Genomic DNA, 26,342 nt, shown 5'->3' with positions numbered 1-26,342 from the left:
ATTGGCATCGCGCAACGAAAACTATTTGACGCGCATCAATTCCATGACGATCGCAGGCGGTGAGGATGTGCTTAGCGCAGCCTTTTCAGGCCGTGACGTTGTCGTGGAAGGAGGCATGCATGACAGTGCGTAATCTCGATGCGTTGTTCGCACCGATGTCGGTGATTCGCCTCGGCGCGTCGCCGGCTAGTGCTTCGGACGCGTCAGGCGAGCTGCGAGGCGGCGGGCAAGCGCTTCAAACTACGTCCTTTCCGGCGCTGGGAATCGTTCGGACGCCGCCCGGCGATTGGGATGAGGCTATCGCGCGTGCCGGTGCGGCTGGCGTGCGTGCGGTGCTGCTGGAGCATGCGGCCGCGGATGGCGGCGCAGTCGAGCCGGCGCTCGATGGAACCCTCGAAGTTGCGCGGTCATTCGGATTGCGCGTGCTGGGCCCGGGCGATGCAGGACTCGCGGTGCCGCGAGCGGGCGTGCTGGCCGGATGCTTGGATGCGGTCACATTCGCGAAGCCGGAAAATGGGGCGATCGTCCATGGGAGGGTCGCTTGGGTGTCGCAATCGGGCGATCTTGCCTGCCGGATGCTGCGGTTTGCCAAGGCGCGGCAGCTCGGCGTGTCGGTTGCGGTTGCGCTTGGCGACGAGGCCGATGTCGATTGTGCCGACGTGCTCGACTACCTCGCTGACGATGCGTATACATCGGCCGTCGTGATCGCGATCGATCATGTGAAGGAGGCGCGCAAATTCATGTCGGCCGCCCAGGCGTGCGTGAAAAACAAGCCCGTCGTCGTCTGGTGCGAGCCGACGGCAGATGAAGATCCGCGCGCCTACGATGCGGCTATCGAACGAGCGGGATGGGTGCGCGTCGCCAGCGTCGACGAGCTGCTTGACGCGTTTGCGACATTGCAATCCGGCAGCGTGTCGTCGAGCGCGCCGATTGCCGCGTATCGTGCCGCGTGCGAGCGGCTTGCGCAGACTCCACTGGCGCTACCCGCGCATCGAGCCGAGTTGGCTGAAGCACGCGCTTATGTGGAATCACTCGGCGGCGTTCATGCGAATGCCGTCGCCGTCATGCCGGCCACCGAAGCGGAACGTTTGCTTGCGTACTTCGATCTTCCGTGCGAGGACAGTGACGATTCGCAAGCACACGATGCGCCGCTCGATAGCGACGATCGCCCGAGTCTCGCGATTCGGATGCGCGACGATCGAACGTTCGGGCCGCACTTGACGCTTGCGGCCGGCACCGAAGTCGTCAGCCTGCTGTTGCCGCTGCACGCCGGGCTTGCGCACGATGCTTTGGGCCAACTGGCGTCGGCCTGCGACTGGAGGACGCTTGACGTCGCACGGCTGGCGGGCGCGTTGGCATCGCTGTCGCAGATGTTGTGCGGAATACCGCGCATTGTGTCCTTCGAGGCGCAGGTACGCGTCGAGCCTCATGGCGTATTTTTCGCGCGCACGTCGATTCGCATCGGCGCTGCAGGCACACGCCGGGCGCCGGCAATCCGTCCGTATCCGGTCGAACTCGAGGAAACGCTGGAATGGCGGGGGCACACGCTCACGATTCGACCGATCCGGCCCGAAGACGAGGCGGCGCACACCGAGTTCTTTGTGGCGCTCACGCCGGAAGACGTTCGTCTGCGGTTTTTTCACTTCGTGCACGCGGTGAATCATTCGCAAGTGGCGCGGTATGTGCAGATCGACTATGAGCGTGAAATGGCGCTGATCGCATGCACGAAGGATGGCGTAGGCGGCACTGTGGTTCACGGCGTCGTTCGTGCCTTGACGGACCCGGATAACGAAGCTGCCGAGTTTGCCGTGACGGTCCGCTCCGACGAGAAAGGCGGGCACCTCGGGCGCGCGCTAGTGGATCGCATCATCCGCTACTGCCGTTCTCGTGGCACACACAGGCTATTCGGTCACGTGCTGCGTGAAAACGATCGCATGCTGGCGCTGGCGCGAGATTGCGGATTCGTGATCGATGCCACGGAAGATCCGGATGTGATGGCGATTCGCCTGACGCTTGAACATGCCTGACGAATGCCCGGCGAATCGCTGATCCACGTCAACTGAGCCATCGTTGCGCGGGTGGATAGTGAAGAGGGACGAAGGCGTTGCGGGTCCCTCGTTTTATTCGTGTCGAGCGGCTTGTGCCGGCGCAACGGCCTGGGAGGTCTGATATGCGAACCCTTTTCCAGCATGATGCGATTCACGTCATCGTCAAGGAGCACCAGCAGTTGTCGGCGGTCATCGCGGGCATGCTGCGCTTCGTGCGCCGTCTCGAAGCAGGGGGCGACGTTCCGCCGGCGATGGTGTTCCGGGCCATGCTCTATTACATCCGCGAGTATCCGGAGCAGATCCATCACCCGAAGGAGGATCTTCATCTCTTCGCTCGATTGCGCAAACGCACGGACGAACTCGACGACGTCATCGACGAGCTCGAGTCGCAGCATGCTCAAGGCGAATTGAAAGTGCGCAATATGGAGCACGCGCTGACACGGTATGAACTGGTCGGCAAATCCGCTTTGCCGGAGCTGCGCAAATTGGTCGACGACTACGCCGAGTTCTACAGGAAGCATCGCCGCCTCGAGGAAGAGGTCATCTTGCCCGCCGCGCAGCGCTACCTGACTTCGGAGGACTGGGCCGATATCGATGCCGCATTCGTCGGAAATCACGACCCGTTCGAAGGCGTCAAGCTGGAGGAAGATCTCGATCGGCTGTTCACATCGATCTTGAATATGGTGTCGGACACGACGCGATGACGAGCGCACGCGACGCGCTTGCGCGTCGCCAGGTGGCGGATTGCGGAGTCAGGGCGCCTTGCCCCGAAGGTCGGCGTTATCGGCCGTGGCGATCGCCACGTGCACGATCCCGGCTCGCCCGACGATGCCCATCACCTTCGCCACCTCGCCGAACGGCTCGCGTCGATCCGATTGAAGATTCACGCTCAAGCGCGAATCCCGCGACGCAAGACCAGCAAGCACGGGCCCGAGCTTCTCGACGGCTGTCTCGTGTCCGTCGATAAACACCTTGCCTCGCTCATCGAGCGTAAGCGTCACCGCATGCTCGCGCGGCTCGGCCGCGCCGGCCGCGGCTTGCGGAAGATCGACGCGTATCGCGCGGGTCAGCAGCGGCGCGACCACGAGGAAGATCGCAAGGAGCACCAGCATCACGTCGACGAGCGGCGTGATGTTGATCGCCGCGAGCGGCTCGTCGTCTTTTTCAGTCGAACGCGAAATCATGCCTGCACCTCGTCCGGGTGTTGCGCCGGCGTCGACGCGCCGGCGGTTGTCGCGGTTGGCGAATGCCCGAGCCTGAAGCCGAGCCGCTGCGCGAGATTGACGAGGTCGGTCGCATAGTCTTCGAGATCGGCTGCGCTCACGCGAACGCGCCGAAGATAAAGGTTGTACGCGAGCACCGCCGGAATCGCCACGGCAATCCCGACGCCCGTGGCCACGAGGGCTTGCCCGACCGGCTCCGCAATGCCCGCGATGCCGGTGGACGACCCGCTCGCGACCGAGTGCAAGGCATGGATGATGCCGAAGACCGTCCCGAAGAGCCCGACGAACGGCGCGACGTTGGCGATCGACGCGAGCAGCGTCAAGCCTTGTTCGAGCGTTCTGCGCTCGCGCTGGATCTGCTGGTTGAGCGAACGTTCCAGAACCTCATGCCTGTCCCATCGAGCGATCTCCGCCTGCTGGCCGGACCCGGCGGGTGCGTCGGTGCTTAGCGCGTCGGCGGCGATGCGCGCGAGGCGTCCCTTGGCACATGCGCCGGCCTGCGGGGGCGTGCCGAACGCACGGGCAGGATCTTGCTGGGCGGTGCGCCAGAAGGCTTCGGTGAACCGGCGGTTGTGTGCCGCGACGCGCCAGTGCGTGATGGCCTTGCTCAATATCAGCACCCAACTGAGCGCGGAGAGCGTGGCGAGCAGGCCAAGCGCGAAGTCGACGATATAACGCGTGACGATGTCGGACATGGTTGGGACCTCAGGTTCCGAGTTTGAATTCGATGGGCACCTGGACCCATCCGTCGACGGCCTGCGCTGCGCGCTTGGCCGGTATGAAACGCCAGTCGTTCACCGCCTCTTGCGCGGCCTCGTCGAGGGGCGGATGGCCGCTCGACGACACGACTTCGATGTGGTCCGGCTTGCCGTTGGCGAGCACGTGAACCTTCAGCAACACGGTGCCTTCCCACGCGCGCCGCTGCGCCATCGCGGGATAGGCCGGCGGCGGATTGTGCAGATAAGCGGCATTGAAGCTCGGCGCGGTAGCCGGTTGCGCGGCGGCGTTTTCCGACTCCGATCCGCTCGCCGACGGCTTTGCGCTCGGAGGGGCGGCGCCGGCGTCATGCTGGGGCGCTGTTTGGGGCGTCGTTTGGGGCGTCGTTTGGGTCGCCGGCGGTGCGCCGCTAGGAGCGGCGAGGCTTGACGGCGGATTCGCGGGATCGTGCGCAGCCTGTGAAGTCCGCGTGGCAGCGGGCGAGGGGGCAGGCCGGATGAGCGCAGCCGTCGAGCGACGAGCATGCGGCGGCGTAGAGGGAGAGGGCGGTGTTTGCGTCGCCTTTGACGCATTCCGGCCAGGCGACGGAGAAAGCGCCGGCGCGGCCAACGCGGGAGCACGCGGAGGCGCCAAGACGTTCAACCGAACGTCGAGCGCCGAGGGCTCGCTCGCGGTTGTCTTCGATTCGAACGCGCGAAATGCTTCGATCGCGAGCAGCCCGTGGAGCCCGAGCACGGCAAGCGCGATTGCGCAAAGCTGTTTTCTCTCGATGCCTTCGCGATGAACCGCTATGGGCGCCGAAATCCGGCAAGCCGCGTCACCAGTCGCCGGAACGGCAGCCACGCTGCACGACGCGGCGAGCCGGTAGCGCGCGAAACTCGAATAGCGCCGTGCTGAAGCGATCATGGTTTCAGTTCCTGATCCAGACTCCAAGAGACGGCCCAATGCGCGATCACCTGACTGCTACGGTCATTCGCGCATGGGCCGCCCGACTCAGAAGAAACCTAACGGCTTTTCGCTATAGCTGACGAGCAGGTTCTTCGTCTGCTGATAGTGGTCGAGCATCATCTTGTGCGTCTCGCGGCCGATGCCGGATTGCTTGTAGCCGCCGAACGCCGCATGCGCCGGGTACGCGTGATAGCAATTGGTCCACACGCGGCCCGCCTGGATGTTGCGGCCGAAGCGATAGGCGCGATTGCCGTCGCGCGTCCACACGCCTGCGCCGAGACCGTAGAGCGTATCGTTCGCGATTTCGAGCGCTTCTTCCTCGGTCTTGAACGTCGTGACCGACACCACCGGCCCGAAGATCTCTTCCTGGAAGATGCGCATCTTGTTGTGTCCGCGAAACACGGTCGGCTTCACGTAATAGCCGTTCGTGAGTTCGCCGCCGAGCGAATTGCGCTCGCCGCCGATCAGGCATTGCGCGCCTTCCTGCTTGCCGAGCTCGACGTAGGACAGGATCTTTTCGAGCTGCTCTTCCGACGCCTGCGCGCCGATCATCGTCTTCGGGTCGAGCGGATGACCTTGCGTCACGGCCGCGACACGTTTGAGCGCACGCTCCATGAAGCGGTCGTAGATTTTCTCCTCGACGAGCACGCGCGACGGGCACGTGCACACCTCGCCTTGATTCAGCGCGAACATCGTGAAGCCTTCGAGCGCTTTGTCGAAATAACTGTCGTCGCCGTCCATGACGTCTGCGAAGAAGATGTTCGGGCTCTTGCCGCCGAGCTCCAGCGTGACCGGAATGATGTTCTGGCTCGCGTACTGCATGATGAGGCGGCCCGTCGTGGTCTCGCCCGTGAACGCGATCTTCGCGATGCGCTTGCTCGTCGCGAGCGGCTTGCCCGCTTCGAGACCGAACCCGTTGACGACGTTCAATACGCCCGGCGGCAGCAAGTCTTGAATCAGTTCCGCCAGCACGAGAATCGACGCGGGCGTTTGTTCAGCGGGCTTGAGCACAATGCAATTCCCCGCGGCGAGCGCGGGTGCCACTTTCCACGCGGCCATCAGGATCGGGAAGTTCCAAGGGATGATCTGGCCGACGACACCGAGCGGTTCGTGGAAGTGATAGGCGATCGTGTCGCCGTCGATCTCGCCGATCGAGCCTTCCTGCGCGCGGATGCAGCCCGCGAAGTAGCGGAAGTGGTCGATCGCGAGCGGGATGTCGGCGGCCATCGTTTCGCGCAGCGGCTTGCCGTTGTCGATCGACTCGGCGACCGCGAGGCGCGTGAGGTTCTGCTCGAGACGGTCTGCGATGCGGTTGAGGATCATGGCGCGCGTCGCGGGCGCGGTTTCGCCCCATGCCTTGCGTGCGCGATGGGCGGCGTCGAGCGCCAGTTCGACATCGGCTTCGCGCGAGCGCGGGATCGACGTGAACGGCTCGCCCGTGATCGGCGAGAGGTTATCGAAGTACTCGTTGCCGACCGGCTGCACCCATTCGCCGCCGATGAAATTGCCGTACTGCTTTTTGTACGGAAATTCGATGTCGAGAAACTGCATCTCTGCGTGATTCATGCTGACTCCTCCAGAAGTGATAGGGCCGCCGCGATGGAGATAAGAGGGATGGCGTGAAGGTCGTCACGGCGTCCATGCTTTTTCATCGTGCGAAGTGCAGTGAGCGAGAACCATGCCATTGGCGCGCAACGATCCGAGCGCCAACGCTTCATGCGAGGGCGATACGTATTCCTTGGAAAACGATCCATGCAGCGGCGCGCCAACACGATTGCGTGCGCTTTGAACTGTCCTGTTTAGCAACACATCGTGCGTGAGCTGTACCACGCTGCAACAGCGCCACAACGCTTGCGGCGAATGGACACGTGGTGTCGGCATGCGATTCATGCCCACGTGACGGCCCGCTGCCAAGGTTGAAGCGAATGGCATACGACTTGCGTAAAACGCCGCGCAGCCAGACTGCATTCAACCGATGATGGCGCGGGCCGCATGGCATGGCGTCGACACTCAAGGAGACAAGGATGAAACCTCGCTTCGCAACCGCGGCGCGGCCCACACTGCTGGCGATGGCAGTCGCGACGGTCGTCGCCATGGGGATGGGGTCGGCGGCCACCGCCGACGAATACCCGGCGGTGACCTCGGAACGATTGACCTCGGCGCAGGACGATCCCGGCTGGCTGACCTACTACCGCACCTACAACGGGCAGGCTCATTCGCCGCTCAAGCAGATCGACGCTTCGAACGTCAAAGGTCTCAAAGAGGTGTGGAGCTACAAGTTCCCCGCCGAGTTGAAGCAGGGTTTCGAGGCGACGCCGATCATCAACGGGCGCTACCTGTTCGTGAGCACGCCAAAGGACAACGTCTACGCTTTCGACGCTGTGTCAGGCAAGCAGCTCTGGAAATACGAGCCGAATCTCGGCCCCGAATCGTTCAAGACCGCGTGTTGCGATGTGATCAACCGTGGCGTGGCGCTGTACGGCAAGAACGTCTACATCGCGATGCTGAGCGGCGAGGTTGTCGCGCTCGATGCGCAATCCGGCGCGGTCGTCTGGAAGAAGCAGATGTTCGATCCCGGCGTCGGCTACGCATTCTCGCTGGCTCCGCTTGCCTTGAATGGAGCGATCATCGTCGGCAACTCGGGCGGCGAATACGGCGCGCGCGGCTTCATCGCGGCGTTGAATGCGGACGACGGCTCGGTGCTCTGGAAGCGCTTCACGATTCCGAATGCCGGAGACAAGGACGGCAAGACCTGGCCCGACGGCATGCAGGACCACGGCGGCGCCCCGGCGTGGATGACGGGTACCTACGACGCGGCGACGAAGACCCTCTACTGGGGCGCCGGCAATCCGGGACCGTGGCTCGCGGACTTGCGCCCCGGCGACAATCTCTACTCCGATTCGCTGCTCGCGCTCGACCCGAAGAACGGCGACCTCAAATGGCACTACCAATACACCAAGCACGACACCTGGGACTATGACGGCGTGAACGCCGCCGTGCTCGCCAAGATCACCTATGAAGGCAAGGACTACGACGCCATCATCCACGCGGATCGCAACGGCTTTTTCCACGCGATCGACCGCACCACCGGCAAGCTGATCTACGCGAAGCCGTTCGTCGTGACGAAGTCGGTGACGGGCTACAACGCCGACGGCTCTCCGATTCAGGACCCGACGAAATATCCGAAGGCAGGCACGACGATCGAGACGTGCCCGAGCTTCCTCGGCGGCAAGAACTGGTGGACGCTTTCGTATGATCCCGACACGCATCTGGCGATCGTTCCCGCGCTGCACGCCTGCATGTCCTTGACCGGCAAGTCGGTCAACTTCATGGAGGGTCTGCCGTATCTCGGCGAGGGCTTCGAGATCAAGCCGGAGCCGGGCAGCAAGGGCTACGGCGAGCTGCAGGCGATCGACGTCAACACCGGCAAGAAGGTCTGGAGCCATTGGAGCAAGCTGCCGTGGAATGGCGGCGTCACGACGACGGCAGGCGGCCTCGTGTTCAGCGGCGGGCTCGACGGGCATCTGTACGCGTTCGACGAAGCGACGGGCAAGATCGTCTGGCAAAGCCCCAAGCTCGCGAGCGGCATCGTCGCGCAGCCTTCGGTATTCGAGGTCGACGGCAAGGAGTACGTCGCGATCCTGACGGGCTACGGCGGCGCGAACCCGATCTGGGGCGGCCCGATGGCGAAGGCGGCCGAGAAGGTGCCGGTTGGGGGAACGCTCTACGTGTTCGCACTCAGCCACGGTTGACTCTCACGATAGAGGCGCGGCGATGCGCGCGCAGCTCGCGCATTCGCCGTGTCCGAATGGCATTTATCGGAAGCAAGATCATGAAGACTCGACTCAATTCGTTCGCCGTCGCCAGCTTGCTGTTGGCCGGCGCGGCGCTTTCGCCCAGCCTCGCAAGCGCGCACGTGCGCGTGTGTACGTTTCCAGGCAGCCCCTCAGCGACGCTCGATCGGGCGGTCGCGCTCGAAACCTTCAGGACGGCGGGGGTCCCCGCTACGGTGACGGCCGGCGCCTTCGACGGCAGCGACGATGACGGCGTCTCGTTGAAGGAGCTCCATCGGGCGCTCGTCAAAAACTGCGACGTGATTGCGGGCTTTCCGCGTTCGTCGGTGGCCGATGCGTCCGACAGCAAACTGCGGTTTTCGCGCGGCTACCTGCGTTCCGGCTACGTCAGCGTGGCGGCGAGCGATGCGAGCGCGCAGCGCTTAGGGGCGGACGTCGTCGCCGCGACCTACGCGACGCCGGCTCAGTTGATCGCGGTTCAGCAGCAGAACGTCAAGCTGGATCTGGAGAACACGCCCGAGCTGACCATCGCCGCGGTGGCGGCGGGACGTGCTCAACGTGCGATCGTCTGGTATCCGGCTGTGGTGGCCTATGCGAGCGAGCATCCGCAACAGCGCTTCGCGATTTCAGGCACGACCTCGCCGTACGCCGACTGGCACCTGGTCTTTGCTTTTGGGCAGAAAGACGCGGTGCTGCAACGGCGGATCGATGCGGCGCTGATCAAGATGAAGACGGATGGCCGCTTGACTGCGTTGACCCGGCAATGGTCGCTTCCGGAGGGCGCACAAGCCGCGCTGCCGCCTAAGGCGACGTTTGCCTACCGCGACGGCCCGATTCGTCTCGCCGCTGTTTCGACGGCGGAACTGACTCGCGCCGGCACGCAGGTTCAAGGCGGTTTCATCAAGGTCGATGCGAGCACCGGCGACGACGCGCCATCGTTCGACAAGTCACAGGTCAAGCATGGCAAGAGCCTCTACTCGAGCTCATGCGCGAAGTGTCACGGCGCGGATCTGAAGGGCCTCAATGCGCCCGCGCTGAGCGGACCCGCATTTGCGCCGGCGGCGAATTCACATCTGACGATCGGCGGCGTGTTCGGCTACATGGCGACCAACATGCCGGCAGACCGCCCCGGAAAGCTGAAGGATCAGGACTATGCCGACATCATGGCGTTCTTGCTGTCCTCGAACGGCTATACCGCCGGTTCGGCCAAGCTGACGGCGGATAGCGCGAAGGCGTCCAAGACGCCGCTCAACGGCAAGACGCCGCAATAACGTTCGCGCCTTCTTTTCACTTTGCCAGTGCGTTGCATGTCGCGCGCCGCTCGATCGGCGGCGTGAGACAGGCGCGCACACTTTTTCTCAGGAGCGTAGTTCATGAGTTCGACCCGCCGAATCTTTCTCGCCAACACGCTTGGCTTGTGCGCGGCGCTTGCCTTTACCCGCGAATCGCACGCGGACCCAACACATCTGTCCGAGAGTGACCCCGCGGCGCAGGCGCTGGGCTACCGGGCTGATGCGACGAAAGTGGACAAGGCGAAGTTCGCGAAGTATCAGCCTGGCGAAACCTGCTCGAATTGCCAGTTCTATCACGGTAAAGCCGGCGACGCGTTCGGCGGCTGCCCGATGTTCGGAGCCAAGGATGTCGCCGCGAGCGGCTGGTGCAATGCTTACGCAAAGCGCGCGTAAGCGCACGCATGAAGTGAGGCTGGGGTAGGGCGTTTGCGGTCCGGCGGGTGGTTGTGCTTGTCCGGGTTCCCGCCGGGTTTCCGCAAACGCTACCCGAAGCGGCTACCCGAAGCGCACTGAGTTCTCTCGGCTTCGGAAGATCAGCGGCTGCTCTTCGGTTTTGTTTGCCGTGTTGCTTGCCGATGCGCGCGCAAACTTCACCGCCTGTTCGATCTTCCCGTGATCGGCGGACTTCGCGCAGACGGGATCGGCTGCGGCCGCGTCGCCGGTCAGCAGGTAGGCTTGGCATCGGCATCCGCCGTGGTCGGTTTCGCGTTCATCGCAGGTGCGGCACGGTTCGCGCATCCAGGCGTCGCCGCGATAGGCGTTGAAACCGGAGCTGGCATACCAGATATCCGATAGCGACGTATCGCGCACGTTGGGGAACGCGAGACCCGGCAGCGACCGCGCAGCATGACAGGGCAATGCGGTGCCATCCGGCGAGACCGCGAGGAACACCGAGCCCCATCCATTCATGCAGGCTTTCGGCCGTGTCTCGAAGTAGTCGGGAACCACGAACAGAATCCGGCAACGGTCGCCGATGCGTGCGCGGTATTGGTTGACGATGTCTTCGGCCTCACGGAGCTGCTCGGCCGTGGGCATCAACTGGGCGCGATTCAACATTGCCCAGCCGTAGTACTGGGTGTTGGCGAGCTCCAGATACTCGGCGCCCATCTCCAACGCCATCTCGATGATCTGCGCGACGTGCGGAAGGTTGTAGCGGTGCAGGACGCAGTTGAGCACCATCGGGTAGTCGTGCGCCTTGATCAGGCTGGCGACCCGCTGCTTGCGCTCGAAGGTTCGAGTGCTGGTCAGAAAGTCGTTGAGTTCGCGCGTCGAATCCTGAAACGACAGCTGAATATGGTCGAGCCCGGCGCGCTTCAAATCGGCGATGCGCGTCTCGTTCAAACCGATGCCGGAAGTAATGAGGTTCGTATAAAAACCGAGCCCGCGGGCGTGTGCCACCAGCGTTTCCAGGTCGTCGCGCAAGAGCGGTTCGCCGCCGGAAAAGCCGATCTGCGCGGCCCCCATCTTGCGCGCCTCGCCAATGACGCGAAGCCACGTCTCGGTATCGAGTTCGGCGTCGTGTTGCGCGAAGTCGACGGGGTTGTAGCAAAACGCGCAATGCAGCGGGCACCGATAGGTCAGCTCAGCAAGCAGCCAAAGCGGCGCGGGGGTGGAAGTCGAGTGCGCGTCCATGTCAGTCGAGCCAGCCGCGCTGCCGTGCGTGATCGATGAAGCGATAGACGTCGACGGCGAGATCGGAGGCGTTGAAGAGCGTCTCCAGCTCACCGATGATCTCGTCGAGTTCGCGCGTGCCGTCGCATCGCGCGAGGATCTCGCCGGCGCTCGGATTGAGCTTGACCATGCCTTCGGGATACAGCAGCACGTAGGCGCTTTGCGTTTCTTCCCACTGGAGCCTGAACATCTTCTTCAGGCGAGGGCAGGGGCAGGCACGGTTTTCGGATTCAGCGAGGTTCATATTGGATACGCCTTTTCGATGGCATCGAGCATCGACCACAAGATGTCGAGCTTGAATCCCAGAATGGCAAGCGCGCGTTGTTGCGCTTCGCGCGTGGTGAAGTACGCGAGGGTCACTGCGAGCCCGTGTTCGACGTCGCGCTGGGCGAGCGGAATGCGGCTGCGAAAGTACTGCAGCCCTTGCGGCTCGACCCACGGATAGAGGGTGGGCCAGCCGGCCAGGCGTTCGCGGTGGATCTGCGGGGCGAACATCTCCGTGAGCGACGAGCAAACGGCTTCCTGCCACGGCGCGCGCCGCGCGAAATTCACGTAGGCGTCGACGGCGAAGCGCACGCCCGGCAAGACGTGCTCTAGCGACCAGAGCGCGTTGCGCTCGATTCCGACCGCATCGGCAAGCCGTGCCCATGCCTCGATGCCCCCGGCGTCGGCGCCGTGACCGTCGTGGTCATGGATACGCTCGATCCAGATCCGCCGCGTCTCGCGGTCCGGGCAATTCGACAGAATGGCCGCGTCCTTCAGCGGAATGTTGATCTGGTAATAGAAGCGATTGGCCACCCATCCGCGAATCTGCTCGGGGGAGCATTGCCCGGCGTTCATGCGCAGATTGAACGGATGGTGAATGTGGTAGCGCGTCCCGAGTGCGCGCAAGCGTGTTTCGAACTCGTCCGCCGTCCAGGGCGTCGAGTCGGGAATCGTGGAGGGCAGCGGTGCATTCATGGCTAGACCTGAAAATGCATTCCGTCGTGTGCGACTTCGATGCCGCGTGCGCGCACGACGGCGTATTCGGCGGAATGAGGGTTGAGAATCGGATTCGTATTGTTGATGTGAATCAGCACCTTGCGGGTTGCGCTAGGCAACGCGTCCAGCAGCTGGACCATGCCCGGCGTGCCGTTGTGTCCGCATTGGGCGAGGTGGCCCATATCGCCCGCATGCTTGTCGGACAAGCCCAAGTCGATCATTTCGGTCGAGCGCCAGAAGGTGCCGTCGACCAAAACCAGTTGCGCCGATTCCATCGCTTGACGAACGGCGGCCGAAGCCGAGCCGAGTCCAGGCGCGTAGAACACGCGCGTGCCGCTCGCGATGTTCTCGATCAGCAAGCCGATGTTGTCGCCCGGTGCCGACGCGTTGCGGCGCGGGGAATAGGGTGGCGCTTTGCTTTCGATGGACATCGCCGTGAAGCGGATACCGCTTGCCGGGGGAATCGAAAAGGGCTCGTCGAGCGTGATCTCGTGCCGCTCCACGCCGCAGTAGTGGCCGAGCAGAGGGACGATCGGAAAGCCGCTCGACAGATCGTCGAAAACGGGGCTGCACGCATACAGCGGCAAGGGTGCCGAGCGCTCCCGCAACATCAGCAGTCCGGTGACGTGATCGATTTGCGCGTCGATCAACAGCACGGCCGCAATGCCGCTGTCGCGTATCGAACGGGCCGGCTGCAGTTCGGGGTTCGCCCGCAGCTGCGCCAGCAGATCGGGGGAGGCGTTGATCAGAATCCAGTCGACGCCGTTCTCGCTCACCGCAATCGACGATTGCGTGCGCGGTCTGACGTCGCCGTCCCCGTGGCGTGCGCTCGTGCAGTTCGCGCAGTTGCAGTTCCATTGCGGCAGTCCGCCGCCTGCGCCCGAGCCGAGAATCTTGATCTTCATGAGCGTGGGTCCTGGCGCCGCCGCGCGCCGCCGTCGTTGCCGCGCGCGGTCGGCTTTAGCGTTGCATTAGCGGTTGGCGATATACATCGTGATTTCAAAGCCGAAGCGAAGGTCGGTATAGCCGGGGGTAGTCCACTGCATGGTTGTCTCCTTGAATGGAACGTCTAAGTGAAGAACCGCGTTGGAGAGGCGGTCCGCGTCGATCACGCAAGCTCCATGCCGAGGCGTGTATGACTCGCTTGGCGATCCGGGCCGGCGCGGCAAATGCCGGTACTTCTTGTGGAGGTTGGGTACGACGTGCGTTGCGGCAGAGAGAGCCGGGTCGCGCCTTGCGAGGCGGCTCATGGCTCGCGCACAGGCTGTTGCAGGGTGGGACACCGGTTGTTGCAAAAGAGGACACCCGCGCGGTCGATCACGCGTCGCCATCGCTGGCGTCCGAATCCGGCGCCGACAGCATCTTTCGATAGATCGTGTTGCGAGAGACCCCCAGTGCCCGCGCCGCGGCAGACACGTTGCCACCGTGCTTGGCCACCGCTGCGGCGATCGCGAGCGCGGCAACCTCCTGCAGCCGCGCGCCGGGTAGCGGCGTCGAATTGGGGCCGGCGGCGGGTGCCGCCGCCTGCACGTCCTCGAGAAAGTCGTCGGGCAGATGCTCGATGCGAATTTCGCCGTCTTCGTCGACCATTGCCGCAGCGGTGCGCATGAGATTGCCGAGCTGCCGAAAGTTGCCGGGCCACCGGCATCGTTCGAAGAGGGCCATCACGTCGCTCGATACGGAGAGCGCAGGGGTGCTTGGTCGGCTGAGCGACTCCTCTCTCAGCAGTGTCTCGACGACTGTTCGAAGGTCGGTTCTGTCGCGCAAGGGCGGCAGTTTCACGACCAGTCCGTTCAGGCGGTAGTAGAGGTCTTCGCGGAAGCTTCCTTGCGCGATCATGTCGCGCAAGTCCCGGTGGGTGGCGCAGATGATCGCGACGTCCACGGGAATCGACTTCGCCGATCCGAGCGGATTCACGACCCTCTCCTGCAGCACGCGCAGCAGCCGAACCTGGAGCGGAGACGGCATATCGCCGATCTCGTCGAGAAAGAGCGTGCCGCCATGGGCCTGCAGAATCTTGCCGATTGCCCCTTTGCGCTTGGCGCCGGTAAATGCGCCTTCTTCATAGCCGAACAGCTCGGACTCGATGAGGCTCTCGGGTATCGACGCACAGTTGACCGCAACGAATGGCGCGGCGTGGCGCGGCGAGTCGTTGTGGATCGCTTGAGCGAGGCGTTCCTTGCCGGTACCGGTTTCGCCGGTAATGAGAAGGGGGATGTCCTTGCCGATGACTTTGCGGACTTTGGCGATGACCGCTGCGACTTGCGGATCGCCGGTCTCGAGATGGCCGAGACGGGGCCGTGCCGCGCGTTCCTCGCAGATTGGCCGGGGCCTTGCCACTGTTGTGCCCGGCTGCGTAACGGAACTATCGCTGATCATGGACGGGGGATGCCTGAACGCCACGTTGGCGCAGACGCTATGGCCGTTTCGCAGCGAAAGCGAAAGATGCCGCCCCAAGCTCGCGCGCACGTTATCGATCAATTGGGCGCTCGTGAGACCGAACAGCGACGAGAGCGTATGCGCACGCAGCCCCGCGAGCGTCAGGCCGAGCTGAAATTGGGCGCTGCGATTCGCCGACAGGAAGCGCCCGTCGGAGGTGAATGCCGCTATCCCTTCCATCAGCGTGCCGAGAAACTCTGGGCGTTCATGAAACGAGATTTGCAAGGTGGTCCGAAAAGTCGTCGCAAACAGATGGTTTTCGATGAGTTGAACAGACATCTTTGCGAGCGCCATGGTGTGCTGGTGGTAGCTGTGATGATCGCCGGTGACGTCGAGCACGCCGCTCAACTCGCCGTACGGATCGAATATCGGCACGCTGGAGCAGGTGAGAAACCGGTTTGCGGCGAGATAGTGCTGATCGCCGTGAACCACCGTGGGACGAAGTTCGGCGATGGCGGTGCCGATCGCATTGGTGCCCTGGCGAGCTTCGGCCCAGTTCGCGCCCGGGCTTAACGCAACTTTTTCGGCGCGCTTGAGAAACTCGGCATCGCCGATCGAATGCAGGATGAGGCCCTCGGCATCCGTCAACACGATCATGCTTTGGGTGTTGGCAATCTGCTCGCGGAGCGTCTCCATGACGGGGGCCGCGTGTGCGCACAGGATGCGGCTCTGTTCGCGCTTCAATGCGAGATCGGCTGCGGAAAGAACGTCGTAGTCCGGGCGCATCGACGTGCTCAGCCCGTAGGTTTCCGAGCGCTCATGAGATCGCTGTATCGATGGCGCGAGCCACCCCGGCTCGTTGCAAGCCGGTTCGATGTCGCCGCGATCGGGGTCGTCGCGCATTGTCTCCTCCTCCCGCGGGTCCGGTCAGTGTGCCGACGCCTCGCGAGCCAAACGGTATTGGGGGCACCGCCGAATCGCCGCGTGGGGCTTCAGGGTGCCTTGACGCATGGTGACGCGGCGAGCGGAGTCGCGGTTGATATAGATCAATGGCCGCGATAATTAAGCATGTACTGTGCGCGGCCCGCTGTGACCGTTTAGATGTTCAGTGGCGAACGTTCGTGAAAGTTCGCAATGGCTCGGACTGCGGCGAGCCCCGCAGGCGCTCAATGGCCTTTGCCTCGATCTGGCGCACTCGCTCGGCGGACAAGTTGAGCTGCCGGCCGATTTCGCGCAGCGAGTATGCGTCCGGCACGCCGATGCCGAAGCGCAGTCTCAAGACTGTCGATTCGCGCGCGGGAAGTTGATCGACGGCTGCGAGCACGGCGCTGCGCATACGCGATGCGATCAGGGCGTCTTCGGGCAGCTGGGCGCCGGGATCTGCGATTGCGTCTTCAAGCGTGCCGCCGCCATCTTGCGTTACCGGAGCGTTCGTCGAAACGGGCTCTTGGACGATGGACAGGAGGTCGCAAATCCTTTCTTCAGACACGCTCATTCTTTCTGCGAGCTCGGCAATGCCGGGCCGGTCTCCGGAGCGGTGCGCAGACTCGTGCCTGATGCTCGCGAGCTTGTTCAAAGCGTCGACGGTATGCACGGGAACGCGGATGGTGCGGCCCTGGTCGGCAATGGCGTAGAGGATGGACTGCCGGATCCACCAGGTCGCGTAGGTCGAGAATTTGAAGCCGCGGCGGTAGTCGTAGCGATCCACGGCTTTAATGAGGCCGAGGTTGCCCTCCTGAATCAAATCGAGCAGTTGCGGTCCGCGGTTGAGATACTTCTTCGCGACCGATACGACCAGACGGAGATTCGCCTTGAGCAGCCTCGTCTTTGCGTTCTGCAGAGCGTGTTCGAGGCGGGCCACGCGTTCGTGCGCTTGATTCGTCGCGTGAAGGCGGAGGACGCCGCTCAATCGGTCTGCCGCCCGAGCGGTAAACCGGATCGAACTCAAGGCGTCGGTGAGGTCACGGCAACGCGAACGATAGCTGACCGAGTCATCGCCGTGAGCGAGCAACACTTCACGCGCGGAGAACGTCAACTCGACTATCTGCCGCAAGCGTTGGGCCAGCGCTTGCGCGAGCGCTGCGCACGACGGTTCGTCACCGACTTCGGACACGGCGCTTTCGTCTAGCGGCAAGTCGATGTCACCCTGATCCGGTGTCGTTTCCGCGGCAATGAGCGATGTCGAGGCGGCCGATGCTGGGTCCTGCTCGAACCCGAGGATGTAAAGGTTGGCCGGTGCCTTGGCATCGATGATTTCGGTCATCAACTGCGCCAGCTCGTCCTGCACGGCAGGGCAAATGCTCAACTCTTGAATGCAGGCCGCGCGTCTAACTTCGATCTCTCTGGCGAGGGCGAGCTCTTCGCTACGGGTAAGCAAGGGCGTTGCGCTCATGTCTCGCATATAGAGCGCGACGGGGTCCGCGGTTCGGCCGACCGAGCTTTGCAGGCGACGTTGAGCGCTTGTCAATGCATTGATGCCGACCCGGAGATCTTCGATACCGCTGCTGCTGATTTCGCTCACAAGCTCACGTCCTTATCCGTGTCTCCGATTGACTGAATGGCGCGACCCCGCCGGCGGTCGCGCTGGGTCGACTGCGCACCCGCTGACGCAAGTCGCATGCCATTGCCGCGACAGGGATCGTCGAACGCGCCGGATCGCTATTGCATATGCACACTGTTGCAGGGTGAAACAGTGCCCACCTGACGTGTTGCCAAAGATGACAGGTGCGAAATCGTTGCGACAGGCACCCTTTGGCTTCGTTACCTGGATCGCGGCGTGATGAGCCCGAACGCGGATCGCAGCGGCGCGCATGCCGAGTCGTGGCACGGTTCTCGCTGGTTTGCCGCCCGCTGAGTGACTTCGCTACGCAAACCATCGAGGAGACGCCCATGACCCGCTTCAGTTTTCGTCGCGACAACCGTTCGCAATCGGTGGTAGGCGATATAGCCGTGCAAGCGGGAGAACTGGGGATCGAGATCTGCGACGTATCGGGACATGTCGAGGAAGTTGCGCAGCGGGTCCGGCGCCAGGCGGAGTTGTGCAAGGCACTGCGCCGCTCCGCATCGATGACGATGCACGGCAATCACCGGATCGCCGAGGCCGCCCGGCAGATGCGCGCGGTCACCGAACAAACCGCGATAGGCGTCGAGCAATCGCAGCACACATTGGCGGCATCGCTGGCCGATATTCAGGATCTGATCGAAGGTGTGGCGGTGGTGGAGAGTCAGATCGATACCGTGCGCGTGGCGCTCGCGGATGTCAGCCGTGTCTCCGAAGAGATTTCGCAGATCGCGCGGCAGACGCAATTGCTTGCGCTCAATGCCGCAATCGAGGCGGCACGCGCGGGGGAAACGGGAAGGAGTTTCGCAGTCGTGGCCGCGGAAGTGAAGAATCTGGCGGCGAAAACCGCACAGGCGACGGGGCAAATCGAAATCACGCTTGCTCAGCTCACCGAGCAGACCGAACGATTGATCTCCGAAGGCGCATTCAATACGGCCCGCGCCAATCGAGTAGGAGAGGGCACCCGGAGTCTGAGAGAAGTGGTGCGGACAACCGGCGATGCGATCACGCAGCTCAACGACGACACCGGCCGAATTGCGGTTCTGACGAGCGAGATCGAGAGCGAATGCATCGGGCTGGAGGCGCAGGTTCTCGAGATGGCGAACGGCGTCGAGGACTCCAGCGAGAATTTCGCGCAAGCGACGGATCGCTTGAACAACTTGCTGCGCGTGTCCGAGACGCTGATCGAATTGACCTCGGCGACTGGCGCTGAAACGGCCGATACGCCGTTTATCGAGGCAGCCGAGCTGGCCGCCGTCAAGATCGGCAAGCTATTCGAAGCCGCGCTCGCGCGGGGCGAACTGAAGCTCGATGAATTGTTCGACGACGCTTATGTGCTGGTTTCCGGGAGCAATCCTCCCCAGTTCATGACGCGATTTACGGGCTTTACCGATCGCGTGTTGCCGGCTATTCAGGAACCCTTGCTGGAGCTCGATACGCGCGTTGCGTTTTGCGCCGCAGTCGACGCGCGCGGCTATTTGCCGACGCACAACGCGAAGTTCTCCCGTCCGCAGTGCGGCGACCCGGTCTGGAATGCGGCGAATTCCCGGAACCGAAGGCTATTCGACGACCGCACCGGCCTCGCCGCGGCAACCAACGTCAAACGCTTTCTGTTGCAGACCTATCGGCGCGACATGGGCGGCGGCGAGTTTGCGCTGATGAAGGATGCGTCCGCGCCGATTTTTGTCGAGGGCAGGCACTGGGGCGGATTTCGTATTGGATACCGAGTTTGATGAGCCTCATGCGTGAGATGCCGCGTATCGCTCGGGGCTTTGAGACATCGGGATATCTGACGGGATTGGCGTGTGTTGCTGGAGAGCGCGATGTTGCGGGCGAAACCCGGCTGGACGACGTTAAAGGACGTGCTTATGAGCCGCTTGCGGAGTTTGGTGGAACGGTGGCTCGCGCCCATTCACGCTGCACCGGTGCGTATCAGCAGGTTCGGCGACGTAGGCTCGGGCCAGAGACGTCACGTTCGAATCGAAGTCTTGCGGCCGGAAGGAGCCGTCGTGATCTTGTTCTTCCGGCACGATGACGGCACATGGCATGTGTTTCCTCAGCAGCGTGAACGCATTTCGATGGGCGTCGGGAAAGCGGCAGAATAGGGACCGTCGCTCGCTAAGTTGTGCAGTGGACACGCTTGGACCCTATAAAAAAGTGAGGAGACGAATTGTGACGGCAGCCTTCGGACTGCGCCGCTGGTGCGGAAGTCAGCGCGGCGTGAGCATCGCCTTGTGTTTTGGGTGTGTGCTTGGCAGCGTCTGTGTGACAGCTTGGGCACAAGCCGAGCCGGCGGTTGCCGGAGCGCCGGCCCCCGGATCGCCGGCCGCCGGATGGCCGGCCCCCACATCGTCATCTTCGAGCATGGCTTCGGCCGCGTCCGCCAATGCATCGACGCTCGCCCCCGTCATCGTGATCGGCACGACACCGCTGCTCGGCATCGGCACGCCGCTCTCGCTCGTGCCCGCGAACGTGCAGACCGTCCACGCGCAGGACCTCGAACACCAGCACCGCAGCACGCTCACCGAGTTCTTCGAAAAGAACCTCCCAAGCGTCGACATCAACGAGGCGCAAGGCAATCCGTATCAGGTCGACATCAACTACCGCGGCTTCACCGCCTCGCCGCTCGTGGGCACGCCGCAAGGCCTGTCGGTGTTCATGGACGGCGTGCGGATCAACGAACCGTTCGGCGACGTGGTGAACTGGGACCTGATCCCGCAGCAAGCGATCGAGACGATTCAATTGATCCCCGGCTCGAACCCGACGTTCGGCCTGAACACGCTCGGCGGCGCCATCGCGATCTCGACCAAGAACGGCAAAGCAGACCCGGGTGGCGAGGCCGAAGTCACGGGCGGTTCATGGGGCCGCAAAACCGCGCAACTCGAGCAAGGCGGCACGATCGGCCCGAACCTCGACTACTACGTCACCGGCGACGCCGCCAACGACGACGGCTGGGCCGACCACAATTCGAGCCGCGTGCGCCAGGGCTTCGGCAAGCTGCGCTACACCGACGCCGACTCGACTTACTCGCTCTCCGCAGGCGGCGCCGACAACGACTTGCATGGCACGCAGACGATCCCGCGCTCGTTCCTCGACAACTTCAGGCAGGCGTACACGTTTCCCGACCAGAACCAGAATAGCGTCGGCTACGTGACGCTTTCCGGCGACCACTCCTTCAACGACCACGTCGAATTGAGCGGCAACGTCTACTTCCGGCGCTTCGTCAACACGAACACCAGCAGCAACAACAACACCCATTTCGGGCAGGTCTTGCCCGACGGTTCGATCGACATGCTCGAAGGCACCAACATCCAATCGTCGATCGATACCGACAGCTACGGCGCGAGCCTGCAGCTGACGCTGCTCGGCAAGCTCGGCGGCATGGAGAATCAGTTCGTCGCGGGCATGGCCGCCGATTTCGCGAACTCGCACTACACGCAATCGACGCAGGACGCGACCTTCACCGCATCGCGCGCGACGATCGGCATCGGCGACTTCACGCAGCAAGTCGATGCGAAAACGCGCGACGCCAACCTCGGGTTCTATCTGCAAGACACGCTGTCGCTGACGAAGCAATGGACGCTGACGCTCGCCGGTCGCTACGACTGGGCGAAGGCCGACATCGGCGACGAAAGCGGCCTGCAGCCGCTTCTGAACGGCAGCCACGTATTCTCGCGCTTCAATCCGGCGATCGGCCTGAACTGGAACCCCACGCCCGGCTTCACCGCCTACGCGACGTACAACGAGGGCATGCGTTCGCCGACCGCGATCGAATTGACCTGCGCCGACCCGGCCGCGCCATGCTCGCTGCCGAACGATTTCCTGGCCGACCCGGCGCTCCAGCCGGTCGTCTCGAAGACGTTCGAAGTCGGCGCGCGCGGCAAGATCGGCAGCGCGACGACGTGGAGTGCGGCCGTCTACAGCACGACGCTGCACAACGACATCGAGTTCATCAGCTCCGCGACCACCACGCAGGGCTTCTTTCAGAACGTCGGCAATACGCGGCGGCAAGGGATCGAGCTTGCGGGGCACACACAGTTCGGCCCGCTCGGCGTCACCGCGAACTACAGCTATGTCGACGCCACGTACCGCTCGACCTGGGTCGAAAGCAGCCCGAGCAATTCAAGCGCGGATGCCAACGGCAACATCACCGTCAAACCGGGCAACCACATCCCCGGCATTCCGGCGAACACCGTCAAACTCAGGCTCGATTACGCGGCGACGCCGAAGTGGGACATCGGCACGAACCTGACCTACCGCGGCAGCATCTACGAGCGCGGCGATGAAGACAACGAGGACGTGAACGGCAAGATCGCCGGCTACTTCCTGATCGATCTCGATACGACGTACCAGATCACGAAGCAATTGCAGGTGTTCGGGACCGTGTCGAATCTGCTGAACAAGCGTTACGCGAGCTTCGGCGTGCTCGGGCAAAACTTCTTCAACGGACCGAACCACATGTTCGACGGGTTTGCGCCGGTCAATGAACAGTTCGTCGGGCCGGGTGCGCCCAGAGGCGTGTGGGTGGGGATGCGGTATGCGTGGCGGTGAGCGTCCGCGGAAGAAGGCTAGGATACCCAGTTCAATCGTCTGAGGACTCTTTAGCTGCACGCCAGAGGTGTTCAGCTAAGAGCGCGGATGATCTGTTCACTGTTCAATTCAGGTACACAGGTGTTGCATTTTGCAACACCTGTGGAGCACCCGATTCGCCGCAACTAGCGTCCCTCCTGAAGCGTGTCTTCGCGAGGCGTGCACTGCATTTTTCGGTAGATCGTATTGCGCGATACGCCCAGTGCGCGCGCCGCCGCTGAGACATTGCCGCCGTGTTGCGCAATCGCAGAGGCGATCGCGGAGGCGGCAACGTCCTGCAGCCGCGTGCCTTGAAGTGACGGCAGCGAGGCCACAGCGATGGGCGCGACACCCGGCTCGCGCAAATCGTCGAAGAAATCGTCGGGTAAATGCTCGCGCAGTATCTCGCCGTCCGAGTCGACCATCGCCGCTGCGGTCCGCAAGAGATTGCCGAGCTGGCGGAAGTTGCCCGGCCATGTGCATCGCTCGAACAGCGCCATGACGTCGTCGGCCACGCGCAACCGCTGGCCGGCTCCGTGCTCGGCGGACTCGCTTTGCAGCAGCTTCGGGACGACCGCCGCAAGATCGGTCCGCTCGCGCAGCGGCGGCAATTTCACCACCAGGCCGTTCAGCCGGTAGTACAAGTCTTCGCGGAAGCGGTTCTGGGACATCATGTCACGCAGATCGCGGTGAGTTGCGCAGATAATCGCGACGTCGATCGGAATCGATTTCGTCGATCCAAGCGGGTTGACCTGGCGTTCCTGCAGGACACGAAGCAGCCGAACCTGCAGCGGGTAGGGCATATCACCGATCTCATCGAGAAACAGCGTCCCGCCGTTTGCCTGCAGCAACTTGCCGATGGCGCCCTTGCGCTTCGCGCCGGTAAACGCGCCTTCCTCATAACCGAACAATTCCGATTCGATCAATGTCTCCGGAATCGATGCGCAGTTCACCGCGACGAACGGGCCCGACCGGTGCGGTGAATCGTTGTGAATGGCTTGGGCCAGCAATTCTTTGCCGGTGCCGGTTTCGCCGGTGATGAGGATGGGGATGTCCTTGCCGAGCACTTTGCGAACCTTGCCGATGACGGCCGCGACTTGCGGGTCGCCGGTGTCGAGGTAGCTCAATCTCGACATCGCTTTCGCAACCGGTGCAGGCGGCGCGCCGTCGTTGCGCTGCGCCGGAATGTCCTCGGCTCGCGTCACCGGCGGCCAAGCCTCTTCGCCCAACGCGGGCCGCCTGAATTCGATGTTTGCGCAGACCACGGTGCCGTTGCTCAATTCCAGCGAAAGGTGCCGCTCGGGGTTTCTCCGCAGACGATCGATCAACTGCGGGCTGGTCAGGCCGAAGAGCGAAGACAGCGTGTGAGCGCGCAATGCGGCGAGCGGCATGCCCAACTGAAATTGGGCGCTGCGGTTCGCCGAGAGGAAGCGTCCGTCACAGGTGAAGGCAGCGATCCCTTCCATCAGTGTGCCGAGGAATTCAGGCCGGCCATGAAAGGCAATTTGCAGGGTGCCGCGAAACGCGTTGGAAAACAGATGATTCTCGATCATCTGCACCGACATTTTCGCGAGCGCCATCGTGTGCTGATGGTAGCTGCGATGGTCGCCCGTCACGTCCAGCACCCCGATCAATTCTCCATACGGATCGAGGATCGGAACACTGGAGCAGGTCAGAAACCGATTTGCGGCCAGATAGTGCTGCTCGCCATGGACCACGGTCGGGCTAAGCTCGGCGATCGCCGTGCCGATCGCATTCGTCCCTTGCTGCTGTTCCGCCCAGTTCGCACCGGCACGCAACGCGACTTTCTCGGCCCGCTGCAGGAAGTCGTCATCGCCGATCGAATGGAGAATCAGCCCCGCGGCGTTGGTCAGCACGATCATGCTATGCGTGTTGACGATCTGCTCGCGGAGGGTTTCCATGACGGGCAGGGCGTGCGTGCACAGCACGCGGCTTTGTTCGAGCTTGAGTGCAAGGTCCGCGGTGGAAAGCACGTCGTAATCCGGCCGCATCGACGTGTCGAGCCCGAAGGTCTGCGAGCGCTCGTGCGCCTTTTGAATCGATGGCACGAGCCAGCCGGCTTCGGGGCATCGCGATGAGGCAGCGTTTTGATGGATGGGTTCGCGCATCGTCTCCTCCAGTTACCGTTCTGGTCGCATCGCCAGAATCTAGTCGGGGGGAAGAGCAAGTTCCGGGCCAAATGTAAGCTGGGCTCAATAGCGCCTCACTGAGCGTGGATCGCGTCATTACACGGAGTCGACGTGATTGCGCCCAGTGTCGCGCTCCATTGCCTGCCTTGGCGGCTCGCCGAACTGCAGTGCCGCAAGCTGGGCATAGAGCGGTGAACTCTGCAGAAGGTCGGCGTGCCGGCCCTGCGCGACGATGCGGCCTTGTTCCAGCACGACGATGCGGTCGGCCTGTTGCACGGTGGCAAGACGGTGTGCGATGACCAGCGTGGTGCGGTTCTGCGCGGCGTTGTCCAGCGCCGTCTGTACCAGCCGTTCGCTGGCCGCATCGAGCGAGCTGGTGGCCTCGTCGAGCAGCAGGATGGGCGGATTCATGAGGATCGCGCGAGCAATCGCGATGCGCTGACGCTGTCCGCCTGACAGCCGTACGCCGCGCTCGCCCAGAAACGTGTCGTAGCCTTGCGGCAGGTCTTCGATAAAGCCGGCAGCAGCGGCCATCGCGGCGGCGCGTTGCACTTGCGCAAGCGTGGCGTCGGGTGCGCCGTAGCGGATGTTGTCGAGGACGCTCCCCGAGAAGATCACGGATTCCTGCAGCACCACCCCGATTGCTTTGCGCAACTCGGCGAGTGGCACCTGCCGCGTCGGGACGTCATTGATCAGGATGCTGCCGGCATGCGGGTCGTAAAAGCGCAGTAGCAGTTGAAACACCGTGGTCTTGCCGGCACCGGAAGGTCCAACCAGCGCGACATGCTCCCCCTCGCGCACGTCGAGCGAGAGGCCGGAGAGCGCGTCGATGCCGGGCCGGGACGGATAGGAGAAGCTGACGTTGTCGAAGCGGACGCCGTCGCCGCGAGCCGGCAACGGCACGGTGGTCTCGGCTTCCACCACCGGCGAGCGCGCCCCCAGCAGTTGCAGGAGTCGCTCGGTGGCGCCGGCGGCCCGCTGCAGATCGCCCCACACCTCGGCAACCGCCCCCACGGCGCCTGCAGTGAACACCGCGTAGAGGATGAACTGGGACAACTGGCCAGCCGTCATGCGCCCGGCCAGCACCGCCTGCGCTCCGATCCAGAGTACGAACACGATGGCGGAAAACACCAGCACGATGACCACGGCGGTCAACCACGCACGTGCCCGGATTCGCGTGAGCGCTGTTTCGAAGGCGGCTTCCACGGCGCCCCCAAAACGTCGTGCCTCGAACGATTCCTGCCTGTACGACTGCACGGTCGGCATGGCATTGAGCACCTCGCCCGCCAGCGCGCTCGCGTTGGCTACCTTGTCCTGGCTGGCACGCGAGAGCCGCCGCACGCGCCGTCCGAAGATGACGATTGGCGCGACCACCACAATCAGCGTCGCGATGATGTAGCCGGACAGGACGGGACTGGTCACCACCAGCATCGCCACGCCGCCGACCAGCAGGAAGAAATTGCGCATTCCCAGCGACAGGCTGGTGCCTACCACTGTCTGGATCAACGTGGTGTCCGTGGTGAGCCGCGACAGCACCTCTCCGGTCTGCGTGGTCTCGAAGAACTGCGGACTCATCCGCATCACGTGATCGTAGACCGCACGCCGCAAATCGGCGGTCACCCGCTCGCCCAGCCACGAAACCAGGTAGAAGCGAAGCGCGGTGGCGCTGGCCAAAACCAGCGAAACGACGAACAGCATTAGGAAATAGCGGTCGATGTGCGTCCGGTCACCGCCGGCGAAGCCGCGGTCAATCAGGTATTTGAACGCCACCGGCAACGCCAGTGTCGCGCCCGCCGAGGTCACGAGCGCCAGGAACGCGAACGCCCAGCGTCGCGCATAAGGGCGCAGGAACGGGAGCAGGGCGAAGAGGGGGCCGATACGTGTCGAGGGAGGTGCGGCATCCGGCATGGGGATTCCCGTGGATCGAAATGCTTTGATTGTGCCAGTCCCGTGATTCGAAGGCCGCCTGCCTGCATGGTCTGGCATGTCGATATCGATGGGACAAACGCT

The 26,342-nt window shown here is 63.3% G+C and carries 21 protein-coding genes; 8 read left to right on the top strand and 13 right to left on the bottom strand.

The window, feature by feature from the left end; genetic code table 11:
• The first annotated feature begins 119 nt into the window (after positions 1 to 119).
• Both FAZ95_RS12225 and FAZ95_RS12220 read left to right on the top strand, forming a co-directional pair.
• Complete coding sequence (locus FAZ95_RS12225; protein WP_175425579.1) at positions 120 to 2,027, top strand: bifunctional acetate--CoA ligase family protein/GNAT family N-acetyltransferase; 1,908 nt, start codon at positions 120 to 122, stop codon at positions 2,025 to 2,027.
• A gap of 143 nt (positions 2,028 to 2,170) precedes the next feature.
• Positions 2,171 to 2,752, top strand: coding sequence for a hemerythrin domain-containing protein (locus FAZ95_RS12220; RefSeq protein WP_137332695.1), 582 nt, complete (start codon positions 2,171 to 2,173; stop codon positions 2,750 to 2,752).
• 48 nt (positions 2,753 to 2,800) lie between these two features.
• On the opposite strand, the gene FAZ95_RS12215 is transcribed toward FAZ95_RS12220, so the two are convergent.
• From FAZ95_RS12215 to adh, 4 genes are all read right to left on the bottom strand, one after another.
• Positions 2,801 to 3,232, bottom strand: coding sequence for an ExbD/TolR family protein (locus FAZ95_RS12215; protein ID WP_137332694.1), 432 nt, complete (start codon positions 3,230 to 3,232; stop codon positions 2,801 to 2,803).
• A complete protein-coding gene (locus FAZ95_RS12210) occupies positions 3,229 to 3,966 on the bottom strand; it encodes a MotA/TolQ/ExbB proton channel family protein (protein ID WP_137332693.1) in 738 nt (245 codons plus the stop codon). The genes FAZ95_RS12215 and FAZ95_RS12210 overlap by 4 nt, the downstream gene beginning before the upstream one ends.
• Before the next feature lie 10 nt (positions 3,967 to 3,976).
• On the bottom strand, positions 3,977 to 4,894 hold the full coding sequence (locus tag FAZ95_RS12205; protein WP_137332692.1) for an energy transducer TonB: 918 nt from the start codon (positions 4,892 to 4,894) through the stop codon (positions 3,977 to 3,979).
• Between the two features lie 87 nt (positions 4,895 to 4,981).
• Entirely contained in the window at positions 4,982 to 6,502 is a 1,521-nt protein-coding gene (gene adh, locus FAZ95_RS12200; protein ID WP_137332691.1) for an aldehyde dehydrogenase, read from the bottom strand.
• Between the two features lie 503 nt (positions 6,503 to 7,005).
• Between adh and FAZ95_RS12195 the strand changes: the two genes are divergently transcribed.
• The 3 genes from FAZ95_RS12195 to FAZ95_RS12185 all read left to right on the top strand — a co-directional run bounded on the left by FAZ95_RS12195 (position 7,006) and on the right by FAZ95_RS12185 (position 10,415).
• A complete protein-coding gene (locus FAZ95_RS12195) occupies positions 7,006 to 8,688 on the top strand; it encodes a methanol/ethanol family PQQ-dependent dehydrogenase (protein WP_437437740.1) in 1,683 nt (560 codons plus the stop codon).
• 80 nt (positions 8,689 to 8,768) lie between these two features.
• Entirely contained in the window at positions 8,769 to 10,001 is a 1,233-nt protein-coding gene (locus FAZ95_RS12190) for a c-type cytochrome (RefSeq protein WP_137332689.1), read from the top strand.
• A 102-nt stretch (positions 10,002 to 10,103) separates the two neighbouring features.
• The gene (locus FAZ95_RS12185; RefSeq protein WP_137332688.1) at positions 10,104 to 10,415 is read left to right on the top strand and encodes a high-potential iron-sulfur protein; all 312 of its coding nucleotides are present in this window, start codon (positions 10,104 to 10,106) and stop codon (positions 10,413 to 10,415) included.
• Positions 10,416 to 10,517: 102 nt separating this feature from the next.
• On the opposite strand, the gene pqqE is transcribed toward FAZ95_RS12185, so the two are convergent.
• The 7 genes from pqqE to FAZ95_RS40040 all read right to left on the bottom strand — a co-directional run bounded on the left by pqqE (position 10,518) and on the right by FAZ95_RS40040 (position 16,914).
• Positions 10,518 to 11,654, bottom strand: coding sequence for a pyrroloquinoline quinone biosynthesis protein PqqE (gene pqqE / locus FAZ95_RS12180; RefSeq protein ID WP_137332687.1), 1,137 nt, complete (start codon positions 11,652 to 11,654; stop codon positions 10,518 to 10,520).
• 1 nt (position 11,655) lies between these two features.
• The gene (gene pqqD, locus FAZ95_RS12175; RefSeq protein ID WP_137332686.1) at positions 11,656 to 11,937 is read right to left on the bottom strand and encodes a pyrroloquinoline quinone biosynthesis peptide chaperone PqqD; all 282 of its coding nucleotides are present in this window, start codon (positions 11,935 to 11,937) and stop codon (positions 11,656 to 11,658) included.
• A complete protein-coding gene (gene pqqC, locus FAZ95_RS12170) occupies positions 11,934 to 12,653 on the bottom strand; it encodes a pyrroloquinoline-quinone synthase PqqC (RefSeq protein ID WP_137332685.1) in 720 nt (239 codons plus the stop codon). The genes pqqD and pqqC overlap by 4 nt, the downstream gene beginning before the upstream one ends.
• A 2-nt stretch (positions 12,654 to 12,655) precedes the next feature.
• Positions 12,656 to 13,579, bottom strand: coding sequence for a pyrroloquinoline quinone biosynthesis protein PqqB (pqqB, locus tag FAZ95_RS12165; RefSeq protein WP_137332684.1), 924 nt, complete (start codon positions 13,577 to 13,579; stop codon positions 12,656 to 12,658).
• 66 nt (positions 13,580 to 13,645) lie between these two features.
• Positions 13,646 to 13,720: a pyrroloquinoline quinone precursor peptide PqqA gene (pqqA, locus tag FAZ95_RS12160; RefSeq protein ID WP_136896550.1), complete on the bottom strand. Its 75-nt coding sequence runs from the start codon at positions 13,718 to 13,720 to the stop codon at positions 13,646 to 13,648.
• 271 nt (positions 13,721 to 13,991) lie between these two features.
• Complete coding sequence (locus FAZ95_RS12155) at positions 13,992 to 15,956, bottom strand: sigma-54-dependent Fis family transcriptional regulator (RefSeq protein WP_137332683.1); 1,965 nt, start codon at positions 15,954 to 15,956, stop codon at positions 13,992 to 13,994.
• A gap of 202 nt (positions 15,957 to 16,158) precedes the next feature.
• Positions 16,159 to 16,914: a sigma-70 family RNA polymerase sigma factor gene (locus FAZ95_RS40040; RefSeq protein WP_254699682.1), complete on the bottom strand. Its 756-nt coding sequence runs from the start codon at positions 16,912 to 16,914 to the stop codon at positions 16,159 to 16,161.
• A 138-nt stretch (positions 16,915 to 17,052) separates the two neighbouring features.
• Here FAZ95_RS40040 and FAZ95_RS40495 point away from each other — a divergent pair, with 138 nt between their 5' ends.
• The 3 genes from FAZ95_RS40495 (at position 17,053) to FAZ95_RS12135 (ending at position 22,164) form a co-directional block, all read left to right on the top strand.
• Positions 17,053 to 17,181 (top strand): hypothetical protein, encoded by a 129-nt coding sequence (locus tag FAZ95_RS40495; RefSeq protein WP_302674732.1) that lies wholly within the window; start codon positions 17,053 to 17,055, stop codon positions 17,179 to 17,181.
• A gap of 761 nt (positions 17,182 to 17,942) precedes the next feature.
• Positions 17,943 to 19,346, top strand: a complete 1,404-nt coding sequence (locus FAZ95_RS12145) for a methyl-accepting chemotaxis protein (RefSeq protein WP_137332681.1) — start codon at positions 17,943 to 17,945, stop codon at positions 19,344 to 19,346.
• A 631-nt stretch (positions 19,347 to 19,977) separates the two neighbouring features.
• Positions 19,978 to 22,164 carry a TonB-dependent receptor gene (locus tag FAZ95_RS12135; protein ID WP_254699681.1) on the top strand — a complete coding sequence of 729 codons (2,187 nt, stop codon included), beginning with the start codon at positions 19,978 to 19,980 and terminating at the stop codon, positions 22,162 to 22,164.
• A 164-nt stretch (positions 22,165 to 22,328) separates the two neighbouring features.
• On the opposite strand, the gene FAZ95_RS12130 is transcribed toward FAZ95_RS12135, so the two are convergent.
• A complete protein-coding gene (locus tag FAZ95_RS12130; RefSeq protein ID WP_137332679.1) occupies positions 22,329 to 24,311 on the bottom strand; it encodes a sigma-54-dependent Fis family transcriptional regulator in 1,983 nt (660 codons plus the stop codon).
• 117 nt (positions 24,312 to 24,428) lie between these two features.
• Positions 24,429 to 26,240 (bottom strand): ABC transporter transmembrane domain-containing protein, encoded by a 1,812-nt coding sequence (locus FAZ95_RS12125; RefSeq protein WP_137332678.1) that lies wholly within the window; start codon positions 26,238 to 26,240, stop codon positions 24,429 to 24,431.
• Positions 26,241 to 26,342 lie beyond the last annotated feature (102 nt).

Origin of the sequence: Trinickia violacea (genome assembly GCF_005280735.1) — a bacterium.
Lineage (GTDB): Bacteria > Pseudomonadota > Gammaproteobacteria > Burkholderiales > Burkholderiaceae > Trinickia_A > Trinickia_A violacea.
The sequence above is the reverse complement of the archived record's forward strand: the minus strand, read 5'-3'. Positions and strand labels throughout refer to the sequence as shown.

Coding starts and splice junctions, on each gene's coding strand:
- FAZ95_RS12130 (WP_137332679.1), bottom strand. CDS start 24,311: ATGCGCGAACCCATCCATCAAAACGCTGCCTCATCGCGATGCCCCGAA.
- FAZ95_RS12205 (WP_137332692.1), bottom strand. CDS start 4,894: ATGATCGCTTCAGCACGGCGCTATTCGAGTTTCGCGCGCTACCGGCTC.
- FAZ95_RS12155 (WP_137332683.1), bottom strand. CDS start 15,956: ATGCGCGACGACCCCGATCGCGGCGACATCGAACCGGCTTGCAACGAG.
- pqqE (WP_137332687.1), bottom strand. CDS start 11,654: ATGGACGCGCACTCGACTTCCACCCCCGCGCCGCTTTGGCTGCTTGCT.
- FAZ95_RS12190 (WP_137332689.1), top strand. CDS start 8,769: ATGAAGACTCGACTCAATTCGTTCGCCGTCGCCAGCTTGCTGTTGGCC.
- pqqC (WP_137332685.1), bottom strand. CDS start 12,653: ATGAATGCACCGCTGCCCTCCACGATTCCCGACTCGACGCCCTGGACG.
- adh (WP_137332691.1), bottom strand. CDS start 6,502: ATGAATCACGCAGAGATGCAGTTTCTCGACATCGAATTTCCGTACAAA.
- FAZ95_RS12210 (WP_137332693.1), bottom strand. CDS start 3,966: ATGTCCGACATCGTCACGCGTTATATCGTCGACTTCGCGCTTGGCCTG.
- FAZ95_RS12125 (WP_137332678.1), bottom strand. CDS start 26,240: ATGCCGGATGCCGCACCTCCCTCGACACGTATCGGCCCCCTCTTCGCC.
- FAZ95_RS12220 (WP_137332695.1), top strand. CDS start 2,171: ATGCGAACCCTTTTCCAGCATGATGCGATTCACGTCATCGTCAAGGAG.
- pqqB (WP_137332684.1), bottom strand. CDS start 13,579: ATGAAGATCAAGATTCTCGGCTCGGGCGCAGGCGGCGGACTGCCGCAA.
- FAZ95_RS12135 (WP_254699681.1), top strand. CDS start 19,978: ATGGCTTCGGCCGCGTCCGCCAATGCATCGACGCTCGCCCCCGTCATC.
- FAZ95_RS12225 (WP_175425579.1), top strand. CDS start 120: ATGACAGTGCGTAATCTCGATGCGTTGTTCGCACCGATGTCGGTGATT.
- FAZ95_RS12215 (WP_137332694.1), bottom strand. CDS start 3,232: ATGATTTCGCGTTCGACTGAAAAAGACGACGAGCCGCTCGCGGCGATC.
- pqqD (WP_137332686.1), bottom strand. CDS start 11,937: ATGAACCTCGCTGAATCCGAAAACCGTGCCTGCCCCTGCCCTCGCCTG.
- FAZ95_RS12145 (WP_137332681.1), top strand. CDS start 17,943: ATGACCCGCTTCAGTTTTCGTCGCGACAACCGTTCGCAATCGGTGGTA.
- FAZ95_RS12195 (WP_437437740.1), top strand. CDS start 7,006: ATGGCAGTCGCGACGGTCGTCGCCATGGGGATGGGGTCGGCGGCCACC.
- FAZ95_RS12185 (WP_137332688.1), top strand. CDS start 10,104: ATGAGTTCGACCCGCCGAATCTTTCTCGCCAACACGCTTGGCTTGTGC.